The organism is Xanthomonas sp. D-99 (assembly GCF_017746145.1).
Classification (GTDB): Bacteria; Pseudomonadota; Gammaproteobacteria; order Xanthomonadales; family Xanthomonadaceae; genus Xanthomonas; species Xanthomonas cissicola.
In genome coordinates, this window is record NZ_JAGHWU010000038.1 from 22,863 (window position 1) to 47,696 (window position 24,834).

At 65.8% G+C, this 24,834-nt stretch carries 23 protein-coding genes; 11 read left to right on the forward strand and 12 right to left on the reverse strand.

The genetic code is table 11. From position 1 onward, the window contains the following. Positions 1-260: 260 nt before the first annotated feature. From J7360_RS14035 to J7360_RS14055, 5 genes are all read right to left on the reverse strand, one after another. Positions 261-962: an alpha/beta fold hydrolase gene (locus tag J7360_RS14035; RefSeq protein ID WP_057658508.1), complete on the reverse strand. Its 702-nt coding sequence runs from the start codon at positions 960-962 to the stop codon at positions 261-263. 279 nt (positions 963-1,241) lie between these two features. Further along, the gene (locus J7360_RS14040; RefSeq protein WP_003488682.1) at positions 1,242-1,670 is read right to left on the reverse strand and encodes an organic hydroperoxide resistance protein; all 429 of its coding nucleotides are present in this window, start codon (positions 1,668-1,670) and stop codon (positions 1,242-1,244) included. A gap of 99 nt (positions 1,671-1,769) precedes the next feature. Then, positions 1,770-2,231 carry a MarR family transcriptional regulator gene (locus tag J7360_RS14045; RefSeq protein WP_022557949.1) on the reverse strand — a complete coding sequence of 154 codons (462 nt, stop codon included), beginning with the start codon at positions 2,229-2,231 and terminating at the stop codon, positions 1,770-1,772. A gap of 390 nt (positions 2,232-2,621) precedes the next feature. Next, positions 2,622-3,716: a cell division protein ZapE gene (gene zapE / locus J7360_RS14050; RefSeq protein WP_022557948.1), complete on the reverse strand. Its 1,095-nt coding sequence runs from the start codon at positions 3,714-3,716 to the stop codon at positions 2,622-2,624. Between the two features lie 78 nt (positions 3,717-3,794). Beyond that, positions 3,795-4,457 (reverse strand): alpha/beta fold hydrolase, encoded by a 663-nt coding sequence (locus J7360_RS14055; protein ID WP_057658554.1) that lies wholly within the window; start codon positions 4,455-4,457, stop codon positions 3,795-3,797. Positions 4,458-4,523: 66 nt separating this feature from the next. Here J7360_RS14055 and J7360_RS14060 point away from each other — a divergent pair, with 66 nt between their 5' ends. Both J7360_RS14060 and xopR read left to right on the forward strand, forming a co-directional pair. Further along, complete coding sequence (locus tag J7360_RS14060) at positions 4,524-5,399, forward strand: membrane protein (RefSeq protein WP_007974993.1); 876 nt, start codon at positions 4,524-4,526, stop codon at positions 5,397-5,399. 96 nt (positions 5,400-5,495) lie between these two features. Then, positions 5,496-6,713: a type III secretion system effector protein XopR gene (xopR, locus tag J7360_RS21600; protein ID WP_280515201.1), complete on the forward strand. Its 1,218-nt coding sequence runs from the start codon at positions 5,496-5,498 to the stop codon at positions 6,711-6,713. 167 nt (positions 6,714-6,880) lie between these two features. Here the strand turns inward: xopR and J7360_RS14070 are convergent, their stop codons facing one another. After that, entirely contained in the window at positions 6,881-8,206 is a 1,326-nt protein-coding gene (locus J7360_RS14070) for a GTP-binding protein (RefSeq protein WP_007974991.1), read from the reverse strand. A 52-nt stretch (positions 8,207-8,258) separates the two neighbouring features. Between J7360_RS14070 and J7360_RS14075 the strand changes: the two genes are divergently transcribed. Next, entirely contained in the window at positions 8,259-8,654 is a 396-nt protein-coding gene (locus J7360_RS14075; RefSeq protein WP_176214988.1) for a MerC domain-containing protein, read from the forward strand. A gap of 293 nt (positions 8,655-8,947) precedes the next feature. Here J7360_RS14075 and J7360_RS14080 read toward each other — a convergent pair whose 3' ends face one another. Both J7360_RS14080 and J7360_RS14085 read right to left on the reverse strand, forming a co-directional pair. After that, complete coding sequence (locus J7360_RS14080; RefSeq protein ID WP_209034099.1) at positions 8,948-10,666, reverse strand: ExeM/NucH family extracellular endonuclease; 1,719 nt, start codon at positions 10,664-10,666, stop codon at positions 8,948-8,950. 272 nt (positions 10,667-10,938) lie between these two features. Continuing rightward, complete coding sequence (locus tag J7360_RS14085; protein ID WP_022557941.1) at positions 10,939-11,457, reverse strand: c-type cytochrome; 519 nt, start codon at positions 11,455-11,457, stop codon at positions 10,939-10,941. Between the two features lie 282 nt (positions 11,458-11,739). On the opposite strand from J7360_RS14085, the gene J7360_RS14090 reads away from it, so the two are divergent. The 4 genes from J7360_RS14090 to J7360_RS14105 all read left to right on the forward strand — a co-directional run bounded on the left by J7360_RS14090 (position 11,740) and on the right by J7360_RS14105 (position 14,822). Continuing rightward, on the forward strand, positions 11,740-12,384 hold the full coding sequence (locus tag J7360_RS14090) for a DUF4198 domain-containing protein (protein ID WP_209034100.1): 645 nt from the start codon (positions 11,740-11,742) through the stop codon (positions 12,382-12,384). 181 nt (positions 12,385-12,565) lie between these two features. Beyond that, on the forward strand, positions 12,566-12,877 hold the full coding sequence (locus J7360_RS14095; RefSeq protein ID WP_042676199.1) for a DUF3649 domain-containing protein: 312 nt from the start codon (positions 12,566-12,568) through the stop codon (positions 12,875-12,877). After that, entirely contained in the window at positions 12,874-14,490 is a 1,617-nt protein-coding gene (locus J7360_RS14100; protein WP_057658496.1) for a PepSY-associated TM helix domain-containing protein, read from the forward strand. The genes J7360_RS14095 and J7360_RS14100 overlap by 4 nt, the downstream gene beginning before the upstream one ends. Continuing rightward, positions 14,487-14,822 (forward strand): DUF3325 domain-containing protein, encoded by a 336-nt coding sequence (locus J7360_RS14105; protein ID WP_209034101.1) that lies wholly within the window; start codon positions 14,487-14,489, stop codon positions 14,820-14,822. Before J7360_RS14100 ends, J7360_RS14105 begins: the two co-directional genes overlap by 4 nt. Positions 14,823-15,144: 322 nt before the next feature. Here J7360_RS14105 and J7360_RS14110 read toward each other — a convergent pair whose 3' ends face one another. The 3 genes from J7360_RS14110 to J7360_RS14120 all read right to left on the reverse strand — a co-directional run bounded on the left by J7360_RS14110 (position 15,145) and on the right by J7360_RS14120 (position 16,750). Continuing rightward, positions 15,145-15,672, reverse strand: coding sequence for an RES family NAD+ phosphorylase (locus J7360_RS14110; RefSeq protein WP_007974984.1), 528 nt, complete (start codon positions 15,670-15,672; stop codon positions 15,145-15,147). Beyond that, on the reverse strand, positions 15,669-16,043 hold the full coding sequence (locus J7360_RS14115) for a hypothetical protein (protein WP_005912295.1): 375 nt from the start codon (positions 16,041-16,043) through the stop codon (positions 15,669-15,671). Before J7360_RS14115 ends, J7360_RS14110 begins: the two co-directional genes overlap by 4 nt. Positions 16,044-16,129: 86 nt before the next feature. Next, positions 16,130-16,750: a TetR/AcrR family transcriptional regulator gene (locus tag J7360_RS14120; RefSeq protein ID WP_007968293.1), complete on the reverse strand. Its 621-nt coding sequence runs from the start codon at positions 16,748-16,750 to the stop codon at positions 16,130-16,132. A 128-nt stretch (positions 16,751-16,878) separates the two neighbouring features. Between J7360_RS14120 and J7360_RS14125 the strand changes: the two genes are divergently transcribed. The 4 genes from J7360_RS14125 to J7360_RS14140 all read left to right on the forward strand — a co-directional run bounded on the left by J7360_RS14125 (position 16,879) and on the right by J7360_RS14140 (position 24,115). Further along, positions 16,879-18,042 (forward strand): isovaleryl-CoA dehydrogenase, encoded by a 1,164-nt coding sequence (locus J7360_RS14125; protein ID WP_007974979.1) that lies wholly within the window; start codon positions 16,879-16,881, stop codon positions 18,040-18,042. 10 nt (positions 18,043-18,052) lie between these two features. Beyond that, the gene (locus J7360_RS14130) at positions 18,053-19,663 is read left to right on the forward strand and encodes a carboxyl transferase domain-containing protein (protein WP_057658493.1); all 1,611 of its coding nucleotides are present in this window, start codon (positions 18,053-18,055) and stop codon (positions 19,661-19,663) included. A gap of 240 nt (positions 19,664-19,903) precedes the next feature. Beyond that, on the forward strand, positions 19,904-21,931 hold the full coding sequence (locus J7360_RS14135) for an acetyl/propionyl/methylcrotonyl-CoA carboxylase subunit alpha (RefSeq protein WP_209034103.1): 2,028 nt from the start codon (positions 19,904-19,906) through the stop codon (positions 21,929-21,931). 99 nt (positions 21,932-22,030) lie between these two features. Then, on the forward strand, positions 22,031-24,115 hold the full coding sequence (locus J7360_RS14140; protein WP_057658489.1) for a S9 family peptidase: 2,085 nt from the start codon (positions 22,031-22,033) through the stop codon (positions 24,113-24,115). 229 nt (positions 24,116-24,344) lie between these two features. Here J7360_RS14140 and J7360_RS14145 read toward each other — a convergent pair. Then, positions 24,345-24,834: nitroreductase family protein (locus J7360_RS14145; RefSeq protein WP_242450501.1), on the reverse strand; the 490-nt coding region annotated here is incomplete at its 5' end.

A 24,834-nucleotide genomic window follows, 5' to 3' on the forward strand; every position in this document is an offset into this window, starting at 1 on the left:
GCGCTGCAGCGCAAGCGGCCTTGCAAGCCTGATGGCAGCACAACGCTGGCTTCATAACGGCTCGCATCACAACGGCTCGCTGCGGCAGGATGGCCACCGTGACTGGGCACGACACCTTGCCTGCATCAAGGCATGCATTGCATCGGCCGATGGCGCGCCGATCACCGCCTCCAACCGCCGGTTCAGAGCCCTCGCGTACTGGCCGACGCCATCCCGCCGCATGGCCAAGGTATGGCTGCCTCAGCTCGGTGGTTACAGCGTCAGGCGAGCAGCCATTCCCGCAGTGCGTCCGACACCGCCTGCGGCTGCTCCAGCGGCGACAGATGGCCACACGCAGGCACCTGCACCAGACGCGCGCGTGCAGCTAGTGCGGCCATTTCCTCATGCAATGCAGGCGGAGTGATCGCATCGTCCTGGCCGCATAGCACCAGCAACGGACCGGCATAGGCGCGCAGCAGCGCGCGGCCGTCTTCCCGCTGCAGCCGGTTCTGCCGCAGGAACACCTCCACGCCCAGGCGCTGGGTCATGTCACGCACCCGCTCCAGCAAGGCCTCGTCCTGCCAGCGCGAGGGATGCACGTAGTGGCGCAGCAGCCGCTCGCCGAACCCGTGGAAGGCATTGGCGCCACGCACGCTCGCTTCCTGCGCGCGCCGCTGCGCCGCACGCTCGGGCGAATCGGCACGTGCGGAAGTGTCCAGCAAGGCCAGCCGCTCCACACGCTCCGGCGCGATGCGCAGGATCTCCTGCGCGACGTAGCCGCCCAACGAAAATCCGGCCAGTGCAAAACGCAGCGGCATCTGCGCCAGCAGCTGCATTGCCAGCGCACGCATGCTGTCGCCCTGGGTAATGTCGCCGGCCACGCAATAGGCGACGTCGGCCAACGCCACGCGCTGCGCCTGCCACAACTGCGCATCGTTGAGCAGGCCGGGGAGCAGCAACAAGGTGGGACGCGGTGCGCTCATGCGCAGGAAGGTCCGACCGGGGTCGCAGAAGCAGGTACCGTCATCGCAGCAGTGTGCCGGGCAGCGACGCCCATCGCCAGCCCGGGCGGGCGCACCCTGACGTGGGCCGCATCGGCCGGTATGCCAAGGTCGATGCGCATGCCAGTCAGCGCTGGCACCGCGGTGCCGATCGCCTGCGCTGTTCAGGGCAGCGCCGCCTGCCGCAACACAACGGCCCGGCGCATGCGCCGGGCCGTTGCTGACTCCACCACGTGTTGCGCGTGGCGATGCTGGCGTGGATCAGGCCAGGGTCAGGGTGACGTCGATATTGCCGCGAGTCGCATTGGAGTACGGGCAGACCTGATGGGCCTTGTCGACCAGCGTCTGCAGTTCGGCCTTGTCCATGCCCGGCACGGCGATACGCAGTTCCACCACGATGCCGAAGCCGCCCGGGATCTGGCCGATGCCGACGCTGCTGTCGATGCTCACTTCGCCCGGCAGCTTGAGCTTGTCCTGGGCAGCCACGGCCTTCATCGCACCGATGAAGCAGGCAGCATAGCCGGCTGCGAACAGCTGCTCAGGGTTGGTGCCGTCGCCGCCGGCGCCGCCGAGCTCGCGCGGGGTGGACAGCTTGGCGTCCAGCGCCTTGTCCGAGGACACGGCACGGCCTTCGCGGCCGCCGGTGGCAGTGGCATGGGCGGTGTAGAGGACTTTTTCAGGTGAGGCCATGGTGCTTCTCCAGGGTGAGCGCTAGGGGCGCATGAGGGGTTCAATAGTTGACGATTGAATCGTGTACGACGTGTTGCAAACCGGTGATCTACCGGGAGCTCACCCGGCGCCCAGACTGGAGCGTAGCTTCTCCAGTTCCTGCTTGAGTTGACGCAGTTCGTCCAACGAACAGGCCGACGCACAGAACACCTGTTCCGGTACCGCGCCAGCCTTGCCGCGCAACGCACGGCCGGTCTCGGTCAGCGCGATGATGACCTGGCGCTCATCGTTGGCCGCACGCGTGCGGGTCACCAAGCCGGCCGCCTGCAGGCGCTTGAGCAACGGCGTCAGCGTGGCCGAATCCAGATACAGGCGCTCGCCGATCTCCGACACGCTGCGTTCGTCGGTCTCCCATAGCACCAACATGACCAGGTACTGCGGATAGGTCAGATCCAGCGCCTTCAACAACCCGCGGTAGAGCTTGTGCATCGCCAGGTTGGCCGAATACAGCGCAAAGCACAGCTGGTTGTCGAGCTGCAGCAATGCGTCGGTGCGGGCGTCGGTGGCTGTGCCGGTATCCATGGATGCAATTTACATAGCGCGCAATCTAATTGCAAGCGATTTATTTACGTCCTAGGCGTTGTCCCGCCAGAACAGTCGACCATTGCCCTCAAGACTTCCGACTTGGAGTGGCGCTGCGACTTCGTAGTGGCGCTGCAGGAGCAGCGCTGTGGGAGAGATGCCATAGCTGCTTGGGACATGGCGGCGGCACGCATCGCGATCGTCGGATACGCATGGCAGCGCCCGCGGCGCCTCATTGGATCCACCAAGCAATTGAAAGACGCACCAGCAACAACGCCGACTATCGTCGTCAGCCGATGTTGAGCGATCACTTTGCCGGCAGTGCGGTACCAGCACCGCACCTGCACGGCAGTGGCAATCGCATAGGTCCTCGCCTACCCGATCATCCGCTCACGCGCGATGCGCCGTTGCCAGGTAATCCGCGCTCTGCATTTCGATCAGGCGCGAAGCGGTGCGCTCGAACGCACCGGCCAGGCGCTGGCCGCTGTACAAGGCCGGCGGTGCGTCCTGCGCGGTGCAGACCAGATTGACGTGGCGGTCGTATAGCTCGTCGATCAGGTTGACGAAGCGGCGCGCGGCGTCTTCGTTCATGCGGTCGAAGTGCGGGATGCCACCCAGCAACACAGTGGTGAACTCGCGCGCAATCTCGATGTAGTCGCTGGGACCGCGCGGGCCTTCGCAGAGCGCAGCAAAATCGAACCAGGCGATGCTCTTGCCGCGTGCGCGCACCGGAATCTTGCGCGCCTCGATTTCGATATTGCCGGCGCGCGCTTCGGCGTTGCCGCTCAACTCGGCCCAACGCTGCGCAAGCCAATCGTCGGCCTGCGCATCCAACGGCGCGCGATACACCGGCGAGCGCGTCAGCGCGCGCATGCGGTAATCCTCGGTGCCTTCCGCGTAAAGCTCCACGCAGAACTTCTGCAGCAACCCGATCGCCGGCATGAAACTGTCGCGTTGCAACCCGTTGGCATAGAGATTTTCCGGCGCGGTGTTGGACGTGGTCACCAGCGTCACACCTTCGGCGAACAGGCGTTCGAGCAAGCGTGCCAGCAGCATCGCATCGCCGATATCGGTAACGAAGAACTCGTCCAGCACCAGCACGCGCAGGTTCTCACGCCACTGTTGGGCGATCCGGGCCAGCGGATCGCTTTGACCGGCGTGCTCGCGCAACTGCTCGTGCACGCCGCGCATGAAACGGTGGAAGTGGGTGCGGTATTTCTGCTCGATCGGCAGGCCGTCGTAGAACAGATCGACCAGAAAGGTCTTGCCGCGCCCGACACCGCCCCAGAAGTACAAGCCGCGTACCGGCTCGGGTTTCTTCCAGAATGCCGACAGCCGGTCCAGCCAACCATCCTGCGCGCTGTCCACCAGCGCCTCGTGGATGCGATCCAGCTCCGCCAGGGCCGCCTGCTGCGCAGGGTCGGCGCGCCAGTCGCCGCGTTGTACGCCGGCGGCGTAGCGCTGCGACGGGGTCATCTCACTCATTGCATTCTCCGCGGGCCGGCTGTGGCCCGGACCGCTCAACAGCGCATCGCCTGGCGATACGCATGGGCCATGCCGCGGTCAGACTGCGGCCGGCAACCAGCGCCGGACACCATGCTGGATCGCACCGCGCAGGTCGATCAATTTGCGGTGGAAGAAATGGCTGGTATCGGGCATGCGCACCAGCTCGGGTTGCTGCTCCAGGGTTTCCAGCCAGTCGTAGACCGCTTGCGGGTCGACGATCTCGTCGGCATCGCCCTGGATCACCAACCACTGCGCAGGCGGCTGGATATCGCTGAAGTCCCAGCGCCCGGCCGGCGGCGCGATCGAGATCAGCACCTGCGGTGCGAGCGCTTCGGCAGCACGCAGCGACACATACGCGCCGAAGCTGAAACCGCCCAACCACAACGTGTGGCCTGGCTGCTGCGCACGCACCCACTCGGCAACCGCACGCAGATCGTCCTGCTCGCCACCCCCATGGTCGAATGCGCCGGCCGAATTGCCGACGCTGCGGAAATTGAAGCGCACCACGGTGATGCCCAGCTCGCGCAGCGCGCGCGTGGCCATGGTGACGACCTTGTTGTGCATGCTGCCGCCCTCGGTGGAGAGCGGATGGCAGAAGATGGCGGTGACCGCGTGCGCGACAACATCCGGCTCGGGCAGATCGACCGCGACATCCAGCGGGCCCACCGGCCCTTCCAAGGTCAACGCAGCCGATTCGGTAGGGAATGAGGGATTGGACATGCCTGCATAATAGCCGCCCCGCCGGCCGCGTTCATCGCCCTGCCTGCACACTTCGTTGCGTTGCCCATGCATTTTCTGCTGTTTGCCGTTGTCTGCAGTGTCCTGGTGTCGGTGCTGTTGAAGCTTGCGCCACGCCACCGGATCGACGTGTTTCAGGCCATTACCTGGAACTACGCCACCGCCGCACTCCTGGCCTGGCTGATCCTGCATCCTGCGCTGGACACACTGCGCTCCACGACCGCTCCCTGGTTGGCGTTGCTGCTGCTGGCCGTGGCGCTGCCCTCCATTTTCCTGGTGCTGGCGCGGTCGGTCGCGGTGGCCGGCATCGTACGTACCGATGTTGCGCAACGCTTGTCGTTGGTGCTTTCGTTGGCCGCTGCCTTCACCGTTTTCGGCGAACCGGTCAATGGCTGGAAACTGGCAGGGCTGGCGCTGGGCATGGTGGCCATCGTGTGCATCGTGCGACGCCCCCGTCACCACGTCGCGGCCGATCCGCTGCCGAGCACAACCGGCCTGCCCTGGCTGATGAGTGTGTGGATGGGCTTTGCGCTCATCGACCTGCTGCTTAAGCACATTGCGCAGGCCGGGACACCATCGCTGACCTCGTTGACGTTGTGTTTTGCGCTGGCCTTCCTGCTGATGCTTGGCGTGCAGAGCGTGCGTTGGGCACGTGGCGCACGCCCGAGCGCCCGCAGCATGCTTGCCGGCGTGCTGTTGGGTGCGCTCAATTTCGGCAACATCCTCTGTTACGTACGTGCCCACCAGGTGCTGCCTCACAGCCCGGCGACCGTCTTTGCCAGCATGAATCTGGGCGTTGTCGTGTTGGGGGCACTGGTCGGCAAATTGGGATTTGCCGAACGCCTTGGCCTGCGCGGCTGGTTGGGGCTGGCAGTGGCGGCACCGGCCATCGCGGCGATCGCCTGGGGAATCCGCCTGGGTTGACGCTCGCGTTCGGCCTACGCGACGCCGGTTCGCCACCGGCCTTCCGCGCCGGTTGGCGGTCGCTAGCATGAGCGTGCATTCCTGCGGGAGTTTGTGATGCGCCTGACTTCGTTCTTTCGCAGCACTCATCCGGTTGCTCCGGAGCCGCTCAATCCGGCAACCACCGACACGACAATGACCGCGGCGACGCCGTCGCTGCACTCACTGTCTCACGCGCCCAAGGCCAGCACCGCGCAGGGTGCGGCCAAATCGCGGCAAGGCATGCTGGCATCGGCGCGCAAGTCGCTGGCGACGCTACGCAAACAGCTGCCGTCGATGTGCATGGGAGCGCCAGCCACGAAAATAGCGCAGAGCCAGCCTGCGCTGGCCGCACCCGCACCGAATGCTGCCAGGCGAGGCGAGAACCAGCGCCCACCGGTACCGCAGGCTGGCGTCGATGCGCGATGGCAGGCGCCCGATGCGATGCCTCCGCCGCCCAGTCGTGTGCCGACGCGCACAGCAGCGCCACCGCAGCAACCGCCGTCCGCACCACGCGCGGCAGAACGCTTTCAGCAACGTCAGGGCGGCCCCGAGGAACTGCGGCAACAGCGCTTTCCAAGCTCAGCCAGGCGCGATCAGGTGTGGCAGCCGCAGCAGCCAACGCGCCCCTCGCGGCCGGCACCGGCTGCGTCCCCGAAAGCGGCGACACCGGCTCCGCCCTCGCCGTCCAGGCCGCTACGCCCGGTGCGCAACATGAATCTGGAATTGGCCGCGCTCAACGAGCAGTGCCATCACATCAGCCGGCGCCTCTACAAAGAGCGTCGGGCGCCTAGCCCGGAGGAAAGGTCGGTGTTCGAGATGCGTGCGGCCCTGATCGCCGAGCGCGACGCCGTGCGCGATCGGCAGCTCGATGGGATGTTGGAGGTACTGTCGCCATTGGAGACGATCGCTGCGCCGAACACCACCAGCAGCCCGCTAGCCATGGTCCAACGGAATGTGATGCAGTCCAACCGACACGCGCTGCTTGAGGTACGCCGCAAGAAGCTCGACATGACCAAGATGGCGAGGTATTACACACGCGCACAACGGCGCCTGGAATCTTTGAAGGAGAGCGATGCCCCGCCCGACAAGATCCAACGCCTGGAACGCATGATGCAGGGCTACGCCAACGTGCTGGCGCTGCAAGACATGGTCAAGCGCACCGACGACCAGTTGCATCGGATGGATGCGCCACGCTTGATGGACAGCATCCCCACGACGGCGCAAGAGCGTGCGCTGGCCGAGCAGAACGAGCGCGACGCCCATCAGGAGGCGATCGACAACGGCTATTACTGAGGATTGAGCGCTTCGTCGTTGCGCGCACAGCATACGCGGACCGCCAGCGCCCGCGCAGGCCTCGGCGGTCAGCCACGACGCGGTGTGCCACTGACCTCAAACTGCGGTGTCGCCCGCTCGGCGAGGCTGGCGATGGCGTCGACTTGGCAAGCAGCGGCAGTGCGCCGTCACCTTGCCCAGTGCGGGAAGGGGTCTTCCAGCAGTTGCCATTGCGCCGGCCCTTGCCGTAGTTCCTGGTCGCTGAGCAGGCAGGCGTCCAGCGCGGCGCGTGTGCGCGGTGCATCCATGTCCACGCCGATCACCGCCAGCTCCTGGCGGCGATCGCCCCAGAGCGGATGCCACAGCCGCTGCATCGCGGCGTATTCGCTGGCATCGCCTACCTCGTGGGGTTGCGGCAGCGGCGCGGTCCAGCACTGCGTCTGTTGCCGCTGCCAGCCGATATCGGTGTAGGGCAGCGGCGTGATGCTGGTCTGCAGCGGCTGGCCGACTGCCTGCGCATCGACACGGTGGCGCGCAGCGAACCAGAACCCGGCCGCGCTGGTCTGGGTGGCGCCGCCCACGCTGGACAGTTCGCCCACCCAATCCATGCGGCTGGCCAGCCAGAAGAAGCCCTTGCTGCGGATCACCTGCGGCAAACCGCTGTGCACCATGCGCGCGAAGCGCTGTGGATGGAATGGCCGGCGCGCGCGATACACGAAGCTGCTGATGCCGTATTCCTCGGTCTCGGGCGTGTGCTGGCCGCGCAGTTCCTGCATCCAGCCCGGCGCCAGCTGCGCACGGGTGAAATCGAAACGCCCGGTGTCCAGCAGCTGCTGCAGCGGCACTTCCCCGTGCGCGGCATCCACAATCGCCGCATCGCGGTTGAGCGCACGCAGCACGGCGCGAAGACGTTGCAGCTGCGGGGCGTCGATGCGGTCGCGCTTGCTGATCACCAGCACATCGGCGAACTCCACCTGTTCGCCCAGCAACTGCACCAGCCCGCGCGTATCGTCCGGGCCGGCTTGTTGGCCCAGTTCGGCCAACGTGGCAGCCGAGCCGAAGTCCTCAAGGAAACGGCTACCGTCCACCACCGTCACCATGGTGTCGAGCCGGGCGATGTCCGACAAGCTGAAACCATCGGCATCGCGCACCGCGAAGGTGGCTGCCACCGGCATCGGCTCGGCAATACCGGTCGATTCGATCAGCAGATAGTCGTAGCGGCCCTGCTCGGCCAGACGCCGCACTTCCTGCAGCAAATCGTCGCGCAGCGTGCAGCAGATGCAGCCGTTACTGAATTCCACCAGGGTCTCTTCGGTACGCCGCAATGCCGCGCCGCCCTCGCGCACCAGCTGCGCGTCGATGTTGACCTCGCTCATGTCGTTGACGATGACCGCCACCCGCAAGCCGTCGCGGTTGTGCAGGATGCGATTGAGCAAGGTGGTCTTGCCCGCACCCAGAAAGCCGGACAACACGGTGACGGGAAGGCGCGCATCGCGCTTGGGGGACAGAGACATCCTGAGAGCCTGGCAGAAGAGAAGTGTTACTATATAACATCAATCCGACCGGATGCTTCCGATGCGCGCCACCGCCTCCCTGCTGGACAGCTCGGCCATCGCCTTGTCCGGGCTGTGCCTATTGCATTGCCTCGCCCTGCCGCTGCTGGCGGCCACGCTGCCGCTGCTGGGTGTCTGGAGCCGGGCCGAGTGGGTACATGTGGTGTTCGCCACGGCGGCGGTGCCGCTGAGCGGCTACGCGCTGTGGAGCACGCATCGCCGGCACGCGCTGCCGGCGCCGGTCTGGGTGCTGGCGCTGTGCGGGCTGGCCGGTCTGGTTTTTGGAGCGAGCGGTCTGGCCGGCGATGCGCTGGAGACACCGGTCACGGTCGCCGGCAGCCTGCTGCTGGCCAGCACGCATCTGCTCAATCTGCGGCTGCGTCGCCGACATGGGGCATGCGCGAACTAGCGACCGGTCGGCGTACGGCGCCATTGCCGGAGCGGCGCCAAGCGGGAAGTGAGGTGGCGCACGCATCGCCGATCGATGCGCGCCTTGCTGGGCTCGAGCACCTCAACGCATGCCGCGCGTCAGTGTCAGTGCTGCCGCCGTGATCACCTTCGCGTCATCGTCCGTCGCGTCCGCTTGGCTTGACGACGGCCTACGCAATCCTCGATGACCTCCCGGTTTGCAGCAGCACGCTCGTACCCAATTCGCCCAGGCACGCGCACAGCGTGCAGCGTGCACAGCCACGATCGGCAGCGCTACAGCGAAAAACCCAGCAACACCGGGTCGTGATCGGAACTGCGCCACGGCCCGGGCAGGTTGCGCTTGGCGTAGCCGGCGGCGTCCATGACATCGGCATTGATATGCCATTCGGCCGCGCCCCGCAGTTGCTTGGCCATCGCCGGGCTGAGCAGCGCATGGTCCAGCCGCCCGCTCAGGCCGTCGTAAACGTAGCTGTAGGGCTGCTTCACACCGGCCACTGCAAACGCGTCCTGCCAGCCGCTGGCGCGCAGGCTGCGCATCGGCATTTCCATCGCATAGGCATTGAAGTCGCCCAGCAGCACGGCGAGCTTGGTCTGCGCACCAGTGGGGTCGGTCTGCAGCCACTGGTGCAACCGCTTGGCCGATTCGGTCCGGGTGGCATTCCAGCAGGCCTGGCCGTCCTGCTGATCGGCGTCGGCCCCGATGGCGTTGCCGCAGCCCTTGGACTTGAAGTGATTGGCGACCACCACGAAGGTGGCTCCGCGCGCACTGCGGAACGCCTGCGCCAGCGGCACGCGACTGTGGTTCTCGAACGGCCCGCCGGTCAGCGTGGCCGGCTTGCCGACCGGGGTGACCTGCGAGCTGCGATAGAGGATGCCGACCCGGATCGCATCGTCGCCCGGGCCGCTGCCGGTATCGACGAACTGCCAATCCTTGTCCTTGCCGGCAGCGTTGAGCGCGGCCACGAGTTGCGATACCGCCGCATCGGCGCCGTTGCCGTCGTTTTCCACTTCCATCAACGCAGCCACGTCGGCACCCAATGGCACGATGGTGGCGACCAACTTGGCCAGCTGCGCCTGGAATTGTTCGTGCGTGCGTGCGCCACGCTTGGTCGGGAAGCCACCGCCACGGCCATTGCCGTTGAAGAAATTCTCCAGGTTGAACGAGGCGATACGCAGATCGCCGCCCACCTGCGGCGCAACGGCTGTGGGCATCGCCGGCAAGGTCAGTGGACCCAGCACCTGGATGCGGTAGTTGCCGTCGTAGCGTTGGTCGACGATGCCATCGACCGATTTGAGCAGGCTGCCGCTGCGCAACACCGGATCGGCCGGCAGATACGACACCGTCCTGGGGCTGCGGCCGTTGCGCGCATCGTCCAGCAACACGCGACGGCGTGCGTTATCGGCCTGCGCCTGCACGAACGCCGGCGTGCCGGCAGCGGCGACCTCGCTCGGCTGCCACAGGCGTCCGCCGAACGCGGCGACCAGCTCGCCGTCCGTGTCCAGGCGGTCGCTGCCATTGAGCGTGAGCGAGGCGATGCGCACGTGCTCGCCTTCCAGCGCTTCCCAGTTGGCCGGCGGCCCGCTGAGCATGCGTACCGGCACCGGCTGGCCACTGGCAAGCCGCTCGATGCTGCTGGCGTCCACGCTGGTCAGGCTCGCCTCGCCACCTGCCGAGACCTCGCGCACGGTGCCGACGATGCGCACGCGGTCGCCCACCGCCAGTTCGGCATTGCCGGCCCCGGTGACGAACAGGCCATGCGAGCGCCGCGGCTCGAAGCCGGGCTGCTGCACGAACAGGCCGGCCAGCCCCACGCGCGTATCGGCGGTGACGATTCCTTCCACCTCCACCACCCGGCCATCGTACGGGCTGCGGCTGTCTTCGCCCTGCACGTCGGCAATCGAGAGCCGCTGCGCGGCACCATCGGCAGCGCTGCACAGCAACGGAGCCAACAGACCAACCAAACCGAGCACAACCAGCGGGCGAGGCGACATCGAACGACTCCAGTAAGTGAATCCAAACGCAAACGCCGCCCGGAAGGCGGCGCGTGATAACGAAAGCGCAGAAACAGGCTAGCAAACCAGGGGGAATGACCGCCAGGCACGTGCGCTGGGCAACCGTGATGCGGCTATTGCGTGCCCCAATGCAGTGCTGCAGCGCCTACGCACGATCTGCACGCGACGCGCTCCATGGCAACGCAACGCGGGCGATAAGCTGTATCAGGCGCGAATCGCAGACCCATCTTCCCCGGCAGCTTGCCAAGCCCTTACTTGAGGTTGCCCAGCATCCAATCGACGGTGGCGCGCACCTGCTCTTCGGTCAGTGCCGGGTTGCCACCCTTGGGAGGCATGATGCCGCCATCCGGACCGGTGTAGCCCTCGATCGCGTGTTTGTACAAGGTGTCCTTGCCCTGGGCGATGCGTGCATCCCAATGCGAATGGTCCAACGTGGGCGCCTTGCCGACACCGGTGGTGTGGCAGGCGGTGCACAGATTGTTGAAGATGGTCTTGCCGTCGGTCGTACCGCCGTAAGCAGACTGCGAGGCGGCCTTGGCCAGCGCTGCGGCCTGGGCTGCGGCCTGTGCGGACGCGCCAGTCGCACCGGCATAGACCGCGCCGACAGGCGCAATGCGTTGCAGCACGCGTTTGGCGGCAGTCGGCGAGACTTCGTCGGGGATGGCGCGTTGCAAATACGCTGCCAGGGCGATCAGGCCCAGGGTGATCACCACGAGTAAACCGATCACCATCGAGAATTTTTTCAGGAACTCGAGGTCGTAATTCCGCACGCGCTCACCCCTGGCTGTTGGTCGAAGACCTCTGCTAGCGCCGGAGTATAGAGCACACTTTGCGCCAGTCTGACCAGCCTGCATGACAGTTTTCGCAGAGGTGGGAGCTGCACGCCCGGCGGGCGGACGCTCCTGTCCACGGGCACGCTCGCCTCGTCTGGTCAATTGCCGCAGCGCCGCATGCCGCGCATTGGTCTCCGTTGTGGGAATTGCGTATCATTCCCAACAACTACGGTGGCGCGGTTCTCGCCTCGCCGGTCCCGTCCCTGAGGAGTCGCCGCGATGAAATCCTTCCTGCTGTCCTGCCTGGCCTTGGCCAGCATCAGCCTGTCTGCCCAGGCCCACGAAATCTGGATCGAGCGCGACGGCAGCGGCCCGGTGCGCATCTTCTTCGGCGAGCCGGCGCAGGAAGCGCTGGACCACGGCCAAGACGAGATCAAGCGCGTGGTCAAGCCGAACGTATTCGGCACTGCCGGCAAGGCCGGCCCGCTGCAGCGCGGTGCCGAGTTCCTGACCGCGCCGCTGGCCGGCAGCGGCGATGCGTGGTTGAGCGACGACAGCGTGTTCGAGCCATGGAAGGGGGAAGCCGGCGGCTTCGAGACAGTGAGCTATTACGCACGCGCCGGCCGTACCACACCGGCTGCAAAGCTCGATTTCGAACTGGTCCCCACCGCTGCCAATAGCAATACGCTGACCGTGCTTTATCGCAACAAGCCACTGCCCAAGCTGGAAGTGACGGTGATCGACCCGCAGAAGTGGCAGAAGACGCTGACCTCCGATGCCAAGGGCCAGGTGACGCTGCCCAAGTTGCGCGCTGGCCGCCACATCCTGGTAGCCACCAACAAGGAACCGGTGCAGCGCGAGATCGCCGGCAAGCAGGTGTCGATGGTGCATCACATCAGCACGCTGACGTTGCTGGCCGAGTAAGCATGGTCGGCACGCCTCCCGCGCACGCATGGAACAGGCGCCGTCGCTGCGTCGCGGCGACGCCTGGCTTGCCCGTTCCACGCCCCACGCGGTGGCCACTTGCGTTTGCCGGCCCACCCGGCTCGGCAACGTTGCGCTGCGGTGTGGCGGTTGCTCCACGTCCATCGCGCACGGTGGCGTGATGTCCAGCGCATCGCCCTTGCCGCTTGCCTGGTTCAGGCGCCCCTGGCTGGGGGTGCTTGCGCGCACGCTGGCAGCCATCTTCGGCGGCTACGCGCTGGCCAGCGCCACCAATCTGTTGTTGGCGCTGGTGTTGCCGATGCCGCGCAGTGAAGCGGTATTGAGCAGCATGCTGATCGGGATCGTGGTGTGCGCGTGTGCGCCGTTATGGGCCTTCGCCACCGCCAGCGTGTGGCGCGCCTGGGCCGGCATCGCAGTGCCGGCGGCGCTGATGTTTGCGCTGGCCGCGTGGCTGCAACGGAGCGCGACATGAAGCAGGGCTTTCGCCAGTCGATAGCGTGGCTGCATACCTGGACCGGGCTGCTGGTCGGCTGGGTCTTGCTGCTGATCTTCATGGGCGGCACGGCCAGTTATTACCGCGACGAAATCAGCCGCTGGATGCGCCCGGAGTTGCCCACCACCACGGTGAGCACCGCCACTGCGCTGCGCAGTGCCGAGCAGTATCTGCAGACACACGCAGCCGATGCAGTGAGTTGGAACATCACCTTGCCGGATACGCGCACTCCGGTGGTGAGCATGTACTGGCAGAATCCCGCGCCCGCCGACGGCAAACCTGTCGATCGCCGGCAGATGTACGGCACGGCGATCATCGACCCGGCTACCGGCAAGGACATCGCCGCACGCGACACGCTGGGCGGCGAATTCTTTTACCGGCTGCATTTCGACCTGCATTACGTGCCGGTGATGTGGGCGCGCTACATCGTGGGGTTCTGCGCGATGTTCATGCTGGTGGCGATCATCAGCGGGGTGATCACGCACAAGAAAATCTTCAAGGACTTCTTCACCTTCCGCCCCGGCAAGGGGCTGCGGTCATGGCTGGATTTCCACAACGTCAGCGCGGTGACCGCGTTGCCGTACCACGCGATGATTACCTACACCGGCATCGTGACCTTGATGTTCATGTACCTGCCGTGGGGTATCAAGGCGCGCTATGCCGGCGATGAAATGCGTTTCTACGACGAGGCGGCCAATCGGGTGGCCGATACGCGCAAGGCCGCGGGTGTACCGGCACACATGCTGCCGCTGGAGCAGTTCGTGGCACGTGCGCGCAGCGATTGGCGTGGTGGCGAGGTGGGCAGCGTGGCGGTGTCACTGCCCAACGATGCGCATGCTGCCGTCGGGGTGAGTCGATTGGCCGACAACCTCTCCACCGACGTGCCTTCCATCCTGTTCGATGCCGTGAGTGGCGAGCGCCTGCAACGCAGCGGGCCACCGGGCGGTGCCAGCCAGACGCGCGGGGTGATGGTGGGTCTGCATCTGGCCCATTTCGCCGGGCCATGGCTGCGTGCGCTGTTCTTCGGCTCCGGCCTGCTGGGCTGCCTGATGGTGGCCAGCGGCGTGGTGATGTGGGCGGTGAAAGAACGCCCCAAACATCTGAAGGCGGGGCGCATCGGCTTCGGCCTGCGCCTGGTGGACGCACTCAACATCGGCACCGTGGCCGGTTTGCCGATCGCCTTTGCCAGTTTCTTCTGGGCCAACCGCGTGTTGCCGGTGAGCCTGGATGCGCGCGCAGCGATGGAGGCCAATGTGTTTTTTGCTGCGTGGGCCACGGCGTTGCTGGCTGCATTCGTGTGGCCGCGGCGTGCGATGTGGAGCTGGCAGCTATATCTGGGCGCGGGATTGTTTGCGCTGGTGCCGGTGCTCAACGCAATCACCACTGATGTGCATCTGGGCGTGACGCTGCCGGCCGGGCAGTGGACACTGGCCGGTGTGGATCTGGTGTGCCTGTTCCTGGGTCTCTGCCTGGGGATCGCCGGCGTTCGCCTGCAGCGTTGGAAAGCGCCGCAGCCGGCTTCGGCGCGACGCGCGCGCGCTGCTGCCGCAACACCTGCACCGCCAGCCGCGCCGCTCCAGGAAAGCGCATGAGCGTGCTGTTATTGCTGGCGTTGAATTTTTCCGGCTTTGCTGCCCTGTGCCTGGCGATGGACAAGCATCAGCAAGAGTTGCGCGGCCGCCTGCTGGGCACTACACGATCGCGCCAACTGCGTGTATTGGGTTGGTTGCTGCTGAGTGTCACCTTCGCGTTGGCGGTGCATGCGCAGGGCTGGGGCATCGGCGCAGTGCTGTGGCTGGGCACGTTGACCGCCAGTGCGGCGTTGCTGTCGCTGTGGCTGCTGCCGTATCGGCGCAGCGCGATCGTGCCGGCCGCGGTGGCTGCGCCAGTGCTGGCGGGCGTGGTGCAGGTGCTGATTGGTTGAAGGTTGGTCGCGGCTAACCAGATGTCTACCGCGTGCGTTTGCATGCCTAACCGGCGTCAACGATCAGCATAAAGAGTACGAGCGACCGGCCGATGGGCTCGCCGAGCTAACGCGAGAGGCGATGGACTTGATCGTCAATCTACGCGTGCGCTGGTTCCGTCAGTCGTGTTTCTGGAGGGCGACCGCGTCTCCTGCAGCGCGAGGCGTTGAGACCCTCCTCGCTACGCATTGGATTATCGCCACAAGCACGTGCCGTGACGTTCGCGATACCGATGTCGAATGACGCGCTGCACGTGGTGCGCGCACATCAGCGCGTGCCGAGTCACACCACCGTCGGCGGATCGCCCCAACTGCGGCCATCGCGCGGCAGGCGGCCATCGTCGAGGACGCGGAGGACGCGCTCGGGCTGCAGCATGTCCAGAAACAGCACCACGTTGACGCCTTCGGGCCGCGCCATGCTGGGGAAGATCACGCCGGGGATCTCCGCTTCGCGCAGCAGGTCGCCGAGCACCCAGCTCACCGGTTCGATCTTGTTGACCAGCGCCTTGCGCCAGTCGTCGGCCCAGTCGGCCCACACCGCATCCCAGCTGGCATCGAGCAGACGCAGATCGGCCAGTGCCGGAAGATCGGCGGCGTAACTGACCAGTGTCAACGGTGGCAGGAACGGAGCGGCCTGGGCATATTCGGCCGCGGCGGTTTCCAGTTGCAGCGACAGATAGAGCGCCGGCTGGCCGAAGCGATTGAAGCGCCCGCCCGAGCGCGCCGCACCGGCACCGCTCAGCGGTTCGGCGGCCCAGCGCGGGGTAAAGGCGCGATAGAGCGTGCAGTGCGCCGGGGCGCTCAGCTTCAACCGGCGGACCCTGCGGCGACCGTGCGCAGATAGGTCAGCGCATCGTCGGTACGCCCCTGCTTGACCACTTCCAGCAAGGTGGCGAACTCGAACGCGGGGATCGGCGTGTTCTTGAGATGGAACACGACCTGGCGCTCGTCCGGTTGCACCTGCGCCATCGCCACCAGCAGCCGCGACAGGTTACGCAGCAAGTCTTGGACGCGCGGGCTTTCCGGGTGCACGCGCAGGCTGTTGCGGTGCACGCCGGCCAGGTCGGCGAGTTCCTGTTGCGAAAGATCCAGCAGACTGGCCATGGCCGAGGGCGACAGGATGGTCCGGTCCGGCACCCGCAGACGTTCGGTCAAGGCCAGTGGATTGAGAACGGCGACCATCGCACGGCTCCGGCAACGTAGGCGCACAGTATATGCACAGTCGGCTGCATCTGGAAGGCACATCCGTATGTGCGGTCAGTGCACTGTCAGCCGCTCGCTTGCGCTGCCCCCACCGCGCGCAGACAGAAGCCGCAGATCGCTTCGACCAGTTGCTCGCCCTGTTGCGGGTCGCCACGGCTGGGGGCGATCGGCCCCACCAAGGCCTCGGTAAACGCGCCGACGATGCAGGCAGCCGCGGCGTCCAGCGACTGCTGCGGAAACTCCCCGGCCGCCACGCCTTCGGCAAGCAGCTGGCGAAACACCTCACCGAAGAGGCGGCGGCCGCGGATGCGCTCGGCGTCGACCTCGCTCTCCACCGGCTCGGCGATGAAGGCGTATGCCAGCGCCGGCCCGGCCAGCGCCCGCCGTACGAAGGTGGCGATCGCGCTACGCAGGCGCTCGGCCGCGCTGGCCTGGGTGGCGGCGATGGCACGCAGGATGGCCATTTCACGCTGCACCGCCTCGTTTAGAACTTCCACGAAAAGTTCGGCTTTTGACGGGAAATGTCGATAAATCTGCCCGGTCGATACGCCCGCAGCCGCGGCCACCGCGGTGACCGGTGCATTGCGGTAGCCGCCTTCGGCGATCAGGACGCGGGCCGCGTGCAGGATCCGTTCGCGATTGCCGGCCAGGCGTTCTTCCATAAGGGCGGAGCGTCGATAAGCCATGGTGTGATTCTTGGTTCAATAGTTGAATTTTAGTTCACTTTTTTGTTGTGGGCCGCTAGTCTGGCCGCATTCGCCGCGCGGTCCGCCCGCTCCCACCCGGCACATCCCGATCCCTGTGGAGTTGTTGCATGCATGTGCCGTCCTTGAACTTCGAGCTTGGCGAAGAGATCGACCTGCTGCGCGAAAGCGTGGCCGCCTTCGCCAGCCACCATATCGCTCCGCTGGCCGCGGCAGCCGACCACGATAACGTGTTCCCCGCCCAGCTATGGCGCCTGCTCGGCGAACAAGGCCTGCTGGGCCTGACCGTAGAAGACGCGTACGGCGGCAGCGGCATGGGCTATCTGGCGCATGTGGTGGCGATGGAAGAGATTTCGCGTGCTGGCGGTGCGATCGGCTTGTCGTATGGCGCGCACTCCAATCTCTGCCTGAACCAGCTGCGCAAGAACGCCAGCCACGAGCAGAAGCAACGCTACCTGCCCAAGCTGTGCAGCGGCGAGCATGTGGGCGCGCTGGCGATGAGCGAGGCCGGTTCCGGCTCGGATGTGGTGTCGATGAAGCTGCGCGCCGATGCGCGCGGCGACCGCTACGTGCTCAACGGCAGCAAGATGTGGATCACCAACGGCCCGGATGCCGACGTGCTGGTGGTGTACGCCAAGACCGACCCGGACGCCGGCGCGCGCGGCATCACTGCCTTCATCGTGGAAAAGGGCATGCCGGGCTTTTCCACCGCGCAGAAGCTCGACAAGCTGGGCATGCGCGGCTCCAACACCTGCGAGCTGGTGTTCACCGATTGCGAAGTACCGGCGGAAAACGTGCTCGGCACGCTCAACGGCGGCGTACGCGTATTGATGTCCGGGCTGGACTTCGAACGCGTGGTGCTGGCTGGCGGCCCGCTCGGGCTGATGGCCGCAGCGATGGATGTGGTGCTGCCGTATGTGCACGAGCGCAAGCAGTTTGGCGAGCCGATCGGCACCTTCCAGTTGATGCAGGCCAAGCTGGCCGACATGTATGTGGGGCTCAATGCCTGCCGCGCGTATGTGTATGCGGTGGCACGCGCCTGCGATGCCGGGCGCACCACCCGCCAGGACGCAGCCGGCGCCATTCTTTACGCCGCCGAGAAGGCAACCTGGCTGACCGGCCAGGCCATCCAGGTGCTGGGCGGCAACGGCTACATCAACGACTATCCCACCGGACGCCTGTGGCGCGATGCCAAGTTGTACGAAATTGGCGCGGGCACTTCGGAGATCCGCCGCATGCTGATCGGCCGCGAGTTGTTCGAACGCACCGCCTGACGGAGCCACCATGAGCGTGATCGATAGCCAGCTGCAGGTCAGCGGCGAGACTTTTCAACACAACGCTGCCGCGATGCGCGCGGTGATCGACGACCTGCGCCGCACCCTCGCCCAGACCGCCCGCGGCGGCAGCGACGCCGCACGCGCCAAGCACACGGCACGCGGCAAGCTGCTGGCGCGCGAGCGCATCGATGCCTTGCTGGATCCAGGCAGCGCCTTGCTGGAAATCGCGCCATTGGCCGCCCATGGCATGTACGACGACCAGGTCCCGTGCGCGGGCGTGGTGGCCGGCATCGGCCGCGTGTCCGGCGTGGAATGCGTGATCGTCGCCAACGACGCCACCGTCAAGGGCGGCACCTATTACCCCGTGACGGTGAAGAAGCATTTGCGTGCGCAGGAGATCGCGCAGCAAAACCGGCTGCCGTGCATCTATCTGGTCGATTCCGGCGGTGCATTCCTGCCGTTGCAGGACGAAGTGTTTCCGGACCGCGACCACTTCGGGCGCATCTTCTACAACCAGGCCACTCTATCCGCCCAAGGCATCCCGCAGATTGCATGCGTGATGGGATCGTGCACCGCTGGCGGCGCCTATGTGCCGGCAATGAGCGATGAGACGGTGATCGTGCGCGAGCAAGGCACCATCTTCCTGGGCGGCCCGCCGCTGGTGAAGGCCGCCACCGGCGAAGAGGTCAGTGCTGAAGACCTGGGCGGCGCCGATGTGCATACGCGCATCTCAGGTGTGGCCGATCACTTCGCCGACAACGATCTGCAGGCGCTGGCGCGCGTGCGCGCCATCATCGCGCAGCTCAACTGGCGCAAACCTGCCGCGTCGTTGGCGCTGCAGGCACCATTGCCGCCACGCTATGCTGCGGACGAACTGTACGGCGTGATTCCTGCCGACACGCGCAAGCCGTTCGATGTCCGCGAAGTGATCGCGCGCATCGTCGACGATTCGCGCCTGGACGAATTCAAGCCACGCTATGGCAGCACGCTGGTCACCGGGTTTGCGCACCTGCATGGCTACCCGGTCGGCATCATTGCCAACAATGGCATCCTGTTTTCCGAGTCTGCGCTCAAGGGTGCGCACTTCATCGAGCTGTGCACGCAGCGCGGCATTCCGCTGGTGTTTCTGCAGAACATCACCGGCTTCATGGTCGGGCGCAAATACGAACATGGCGGCATCGCCAAGGACGGCGCCAAGCTGGTGATGGCGGTGGCCTGCGCCAAGGTGCCCAAGTTCACCGTGGTGATCTGCGGCTCGTTCGGTGCGGGCAACTACGGCATGTGCGGGCGCGCGTACTCGCCGAACTTCTTGTGGATGTGGCCGAACGCGCGCATCGGCGTGATGGGCGGCGAACAGGCGGCCAGCGTGTTGGCCACCGTGCGCCGCGATGGTATCGAAGCCAAGGGCGGTACGTGGTCGGGCGAAGACGAGGATGCGTTCAAGGCGCCGATCCGCGCGCAGTTCGAGCAGCAAGGCCATCCGTATTACGCCAGTGCTCGGCTGTGGGACGATGGCATCATCGACCCGGCCGATACGCGCCGCGTGCTGGGGCTGGGATTGTCGGCGGCCCTGAACGCGCCGATCGAACCCACGCGCTTTGGTGTGTTTCGCATGTGAGGTCATGGGGTGCACTGCAGCCGCAGTTCTGCGTGCTGGGCTGCCCGTGCTGGTGCGCAGGCTGGAGTGAGGTTCTGTCGTATGCGTGCCGGCAATCGCGGACGTTTGCGCAGGTGGCTTGCAGCCACACAACGCCGCGTGACAACCAGCCTGCTTGCGCTCGATGTCCGTGTGCAACAGACAAGCCGTTTATCTTCGTAAGACGACCCGCCGCTACGGCGACGTGCAGAGACTGATCCGATGACCCAGCGCGACCCTATCGCCGCAGCAACGCAAGCGCCCTTCGACAAGATCCTGATCGCCAATCGCGGCGAGATCGCCTGCCGGGTCATCGCCACCTGCCGCGCCCTGGGCATTGCGACGGTGGCGGTGTACTCGGATGCAGACCGCAGTGCACGGCATGTGCGCATGGCGGACGAGGCGGTGCATATCGGCGCCGCCCCCGCGCAGCAGAGCTATCTGCGTGGCGAAGCGATCCTGCAAGCGGCACGCGCCACCGGTGCGCAGGCGATCCATCCCGGTTATGGCTTCCTGTCGGAAAACGCGGCATTTGCCGAGGCCTGCGCGCACGCTGGCATCGTCTTCATCGGTCCGCCGGCAGCGGCGATCCGCGCGATGGGCGACAAGAGTGCGGCCAAGGCATTGATGCAACGGGCCGGCGTGCCGCTGACGCCGGGTTACCACGGTGACGAGCAGGCGCCGGCATTCTTGCGTGCGCAAGCCGATGCAATCGGCTATCCGGTGTTGATCAAGGCCAGTGCTGGCGGTGGCGGCAAGGGCATGCGCCGTGTGGATGCCAGCGCAGCGTTCGACGATGCGTTGGCCAGTTGCCAGCGTGAAGCGCAATCGGCATTCGGCAATGCGCACGTGCTGGTGGAAAAATATGTCCAACGGCCACGGCACATCGAAATCCAGGTGTTCGGCGATACGCATGGCGAGGTGGTGTACCTGTTCGAACGCGACTGTTCGGTGCAGCGCCGCCACCAAAAGGTGCTGGAAGAAGCGCCCGCGCCCGGCATGAGCGAGGCCAGGCGCGCCGCGATGGGCAAGGCGGCGGTGGATGCGGCGCAGGCGGTGGGCTACGTGGGTGCCGGCACCGTGGAATTCATCGCCGGCCCGGACGGCGATTTCTATTTCATGGAAATGAACACCCGTCTGCAGGTGGAGCACCCGGTGACCGAATTGATCACCGGCACCGATCTGGTCGAGTGGCAATTGCGGGTCGCCGCAGGCGCGCGCTTGCCGCGCAGGCAGCACGAGCTGCGCATCCACGGGCATGCGCTGGAAGCGCGCCTGTACGCCGAAGATGCCGAGCGTGGCTTTCTACCCTCCACCGGCACGCTGCGTCAGTTGCAGATGCCTGCTGCCAGCGCGCATGTGCGCGTCGATGCGGGCGTAGAGCAAGGCGACACCATCAGCCCTTATTACGACCCGATGATCGCCAAGCTGATCGTCTGGGATACCGATCGCCCGGCCGCATTGGCACGCATGCGCGCGGCGTTGGCGCAATTCCACGCGGTAGGTGTCACCACCAACAGTGCATTTCTGTCGCGCCTGATCGCGACCGACTCGTTCGCGTCGGCGAATCTGGACACCGCTTTGATCGAGCGCGAACACGCTGTGCTGTTTCCAGAGGCGCGCAGCCCCGACAACGCCTGGTGGTGCCTGGCAGCGGCGTTGATTGCCGATACATTGCCGGCAGTGGCCGTTGATCCGGCCGATCCGCATTCGCCGTGGCAGCACACGGACGGTTGGCGCATCGGTGCGCATGCAGCGCAGCGCATCATCCTGGAAGCGAACGGCGAGCGCCGCCAACTCGCTGTGCGCCCGGATGCCGATGGCTGGCAAGTCACCAACGCAGACCAGACCCATACCTTGCGCTACCACCGGCACGAGACGGGCTTGCGCGTGGAGATGGATGGCCGGCAATGGCGTGTACAGGTGTTGCGCGACGGCGCCACGCTGACCCTGATCGGGGCCACGCAGCGGGCCGTCTTCCGTCACCACGATGCGCTGGCAGAAGCCGACCAGCCCACCCAGGAGGCCGGCGGACTGACCGCACCGATGCCCGGACGCATCGTGTCCCTGCCCGCAACAGTGGGCCAGCCGGTCGCCCGTGGGCAGGCATTGGTGGTGCTGGAAGCGATGAAGATGGAGCACACCCTGCACGCGCCCAGCGATGGCACGATCCAGGCATATCTGGTGGTCGAGGGCGATCTGGTGGCCGACGGTGCGGCGCTGGTGGAATTTGTGTCCGCGTCTGCGTAGCGGCGCATGGCAGGGTGACCAACGGCACGTTCGCCTGCGCGCACGCTGCCGCTAGCGTGGCAAATCGGCCGGCTCGGCCGCCTTGCCACCGGAGTCCCCATGCATCGCCTGCTTCTTGTTTCCAGCATGCTGCTCGCGCTGTCTGCGTGCAGCGACAAACCTGCACCCGCTCCCGAGAAAGCGGCAGCACCTGCACCGGCTGCCACGGCGCCCGCGGCGCCGCCCGCGCTGATCACCCGCGATGCGCTGTTCGGCAATCCCGAGCGGGCCAATGTCAGCATCAGTCCGGACGGCAAGTACCTCAGCTGGGTGGCGCCGCTGGAAGGCGTGCTCAATGTCTGGGTTGCGCCGGTGGATGCGCCCGACCAGGCGCGCGCAATCACCAAGGACACCGCACGCGGCATTCGCAATTACTTCTGGACCTATCAACCCAATACCTTGTTGTATCTGCGCGACAACGGTGGCGATGAAGATTTCCACCTGTTTTCAGTCAATTTGAACGACGGCAGCAGCAAGGATCTCACCCCGTTCAAGAAGACCAATGCCGAGGTGTATCGGGTCAGCGCACAGCATCCCGAATCGATCATGGTCGGCATGAACGACCGCGATGCCAATTGGCACGACCTGTATCGCGTGGACCTGGCCTCCGGCAAGCGCACGCTGGTGCAGAAGAACACCGACAGCCTGGATGCCTACCTGCTCGATGGCGACTACCAGCTGCGCTACGCCACGCGGGCCACCGACGATGCCGGCAGGGAGTTGCTGGTGCCCGATGGCAACCGCTGGAAGAGCGTGGACCGCATTCCGTTCGAGGATGTCACCAACACCGCACCGGAGGGCCTGACCGAGGATGGCAAGACGCTGTACATGCAGGATTCGCGCAACCGCGATACCGCAGCGCTGTATGCCATCGACACGGCCAGCAACACGCGCACGCTGCTGTTCGAAAACCCGCGCGCCGACGTCGGCGCCACCTTGAACGACCCCAAGACCGGCGCGGTGCAGGCGGTGTCCACCGACTACCTGCGCGAAGAATGGAAGCCGCTGGACAACGGCATTGCCGCGGATCTGCAGAAACTCAAATCCCTTGGCGGCGGCGATGCCAGCGTGGCCGCGCGCACGCTCGACGACCGCATCTGGATCGTGGGCTATTCCGCGGCAGAGACCCCGCTCACCTACTACCGCTACGATCGCGCCGATGGGGGCAAGCTGACCAAGCTGTTCTCCGCACGGCCCGCACTGGAGGGCAAGCCGCTGGTGCCGATGTGGCCACAGGAGCTGACCGCACGCGACGGCCTCAAGCTGATCAGCTACCTCACCCTGCCGGCCGAAGCCGATGCCAACCACGACGGCAAGGCCGACAGGCCGGTGCCGTTGGTGCTGTTCGTGCACGGCGGCCCATGGGCGCGCGACAGCTACGGCTACGGGCCATACGAGCAATGGTTGGCCAACCGCGGCTATGCGGTGCTGGCGGTGAATTTCCGTGGCTCCACCGGCTTCGGCAAGGCGTTCACCAACGCCGGCAACGGCGAGTGGGCCGGCAAGATGCACGACGACCTGCTCGACGCGGTGCAATGGGCGGTCAAGCAAGGGGTCACCAAACCGGACGAGGTCGCCATCATGGGTGGCAGCTACGGCGGCTATGCCACGCTAGTCGGCATGACGTTTACCCCGGACGCCTTCAAATGCGGCGTGGATATCGTGGGCCCGGCCAATCTCAACACCTTGCTCGGCACCGTGCCGCCGTACTGGGCCAGCTTCTACAAGCAGCTGACCCGGCGCATGGGCGACCCCGCCACCGAAGCCGGCAAGCAGTGGTTGACCGACCGCTCTCCGCTCACCCATGTCGACAAGATCAGCAAGCCGCTGTTGATCGGCCAGGGCGCCAACGACCCACGCGTCAAACAGGCCGAAAGCGACCAGATCGTCAACGCGATGAAGGCCAAGAACATTCCGGTCACCTACGTGTTGTTCCCCGACGAAGGCCACGGCTTCCGCCGCCCGGAAAACAGCAAGGCCTTCAACGCAGTGACCGAAAGCTTCCTGAGCCAGTGCCTGGGCGGCCGCTTGCAACCGATCGGCGCGGATCTGGAAGGCTCCAGCATCACCGTCCCGGAAGGCGCCGACAAGATCAACGGCCTGGGCGAGGCCTTGAAGACGCATACGCAGGCGATTCGGAAGTAAGTCCACGCCGGACTTGTTCTAGCCAGGACACGAAGACCGACGGTACTCCGCCGTCGGCTTTCGCAGGCGCTACGCACCACCGCAGCGCTGCTCGGATCGTCAGCGAGCGGCGCCAGATATCGAAGGGTAAACCAGGTGTATCACGGGCAGCGACCAATTCGTCGACGGCACACGCTTCGACATCGCGAGAAAGCAAGCAGACTGACCTCACACGATTGTCCGTCGCGGCTCACGTCGCTGCGGACCAAATCGCACCAAGAGGATCCAGCTCTGCTGTCACCATGGTCGCAGCGCGCCAGCCAAAACCGCATACAGCGAGAACGCCTTGCGACGTCGGGTCCAACCCAAGCGCGCGCTCAAGATGTTTCTCGTTCACCGCACCGGTAATAAACGCACCCAAACCGAGGTCGGTGGCCGCCAGATACAGCGTCTGCGACAAGTGCCCAGCTTCCAGCGCAACCACGCGATACCCTTTGGCATGCTGTCTGTATTTCCAGAAGGTTCGATCAAAGCGCGGCACCAAGGCAACCAGCACATGCGCGTCTGCGAACCAGTGCTGCTGTCCTACAGCCTGCATAACGAAGTCATCGGAGCACGCTAGGCCTGACACACGCTCTAAGGAAGGTCTGAACAACGAGACCTGACAGGGCGGAAGGTGGCGTCGTTCCGAAGAGTGGCTTTTGGAACTTCGGAATTTCGCCATTTCTGGCGCTTTCCGC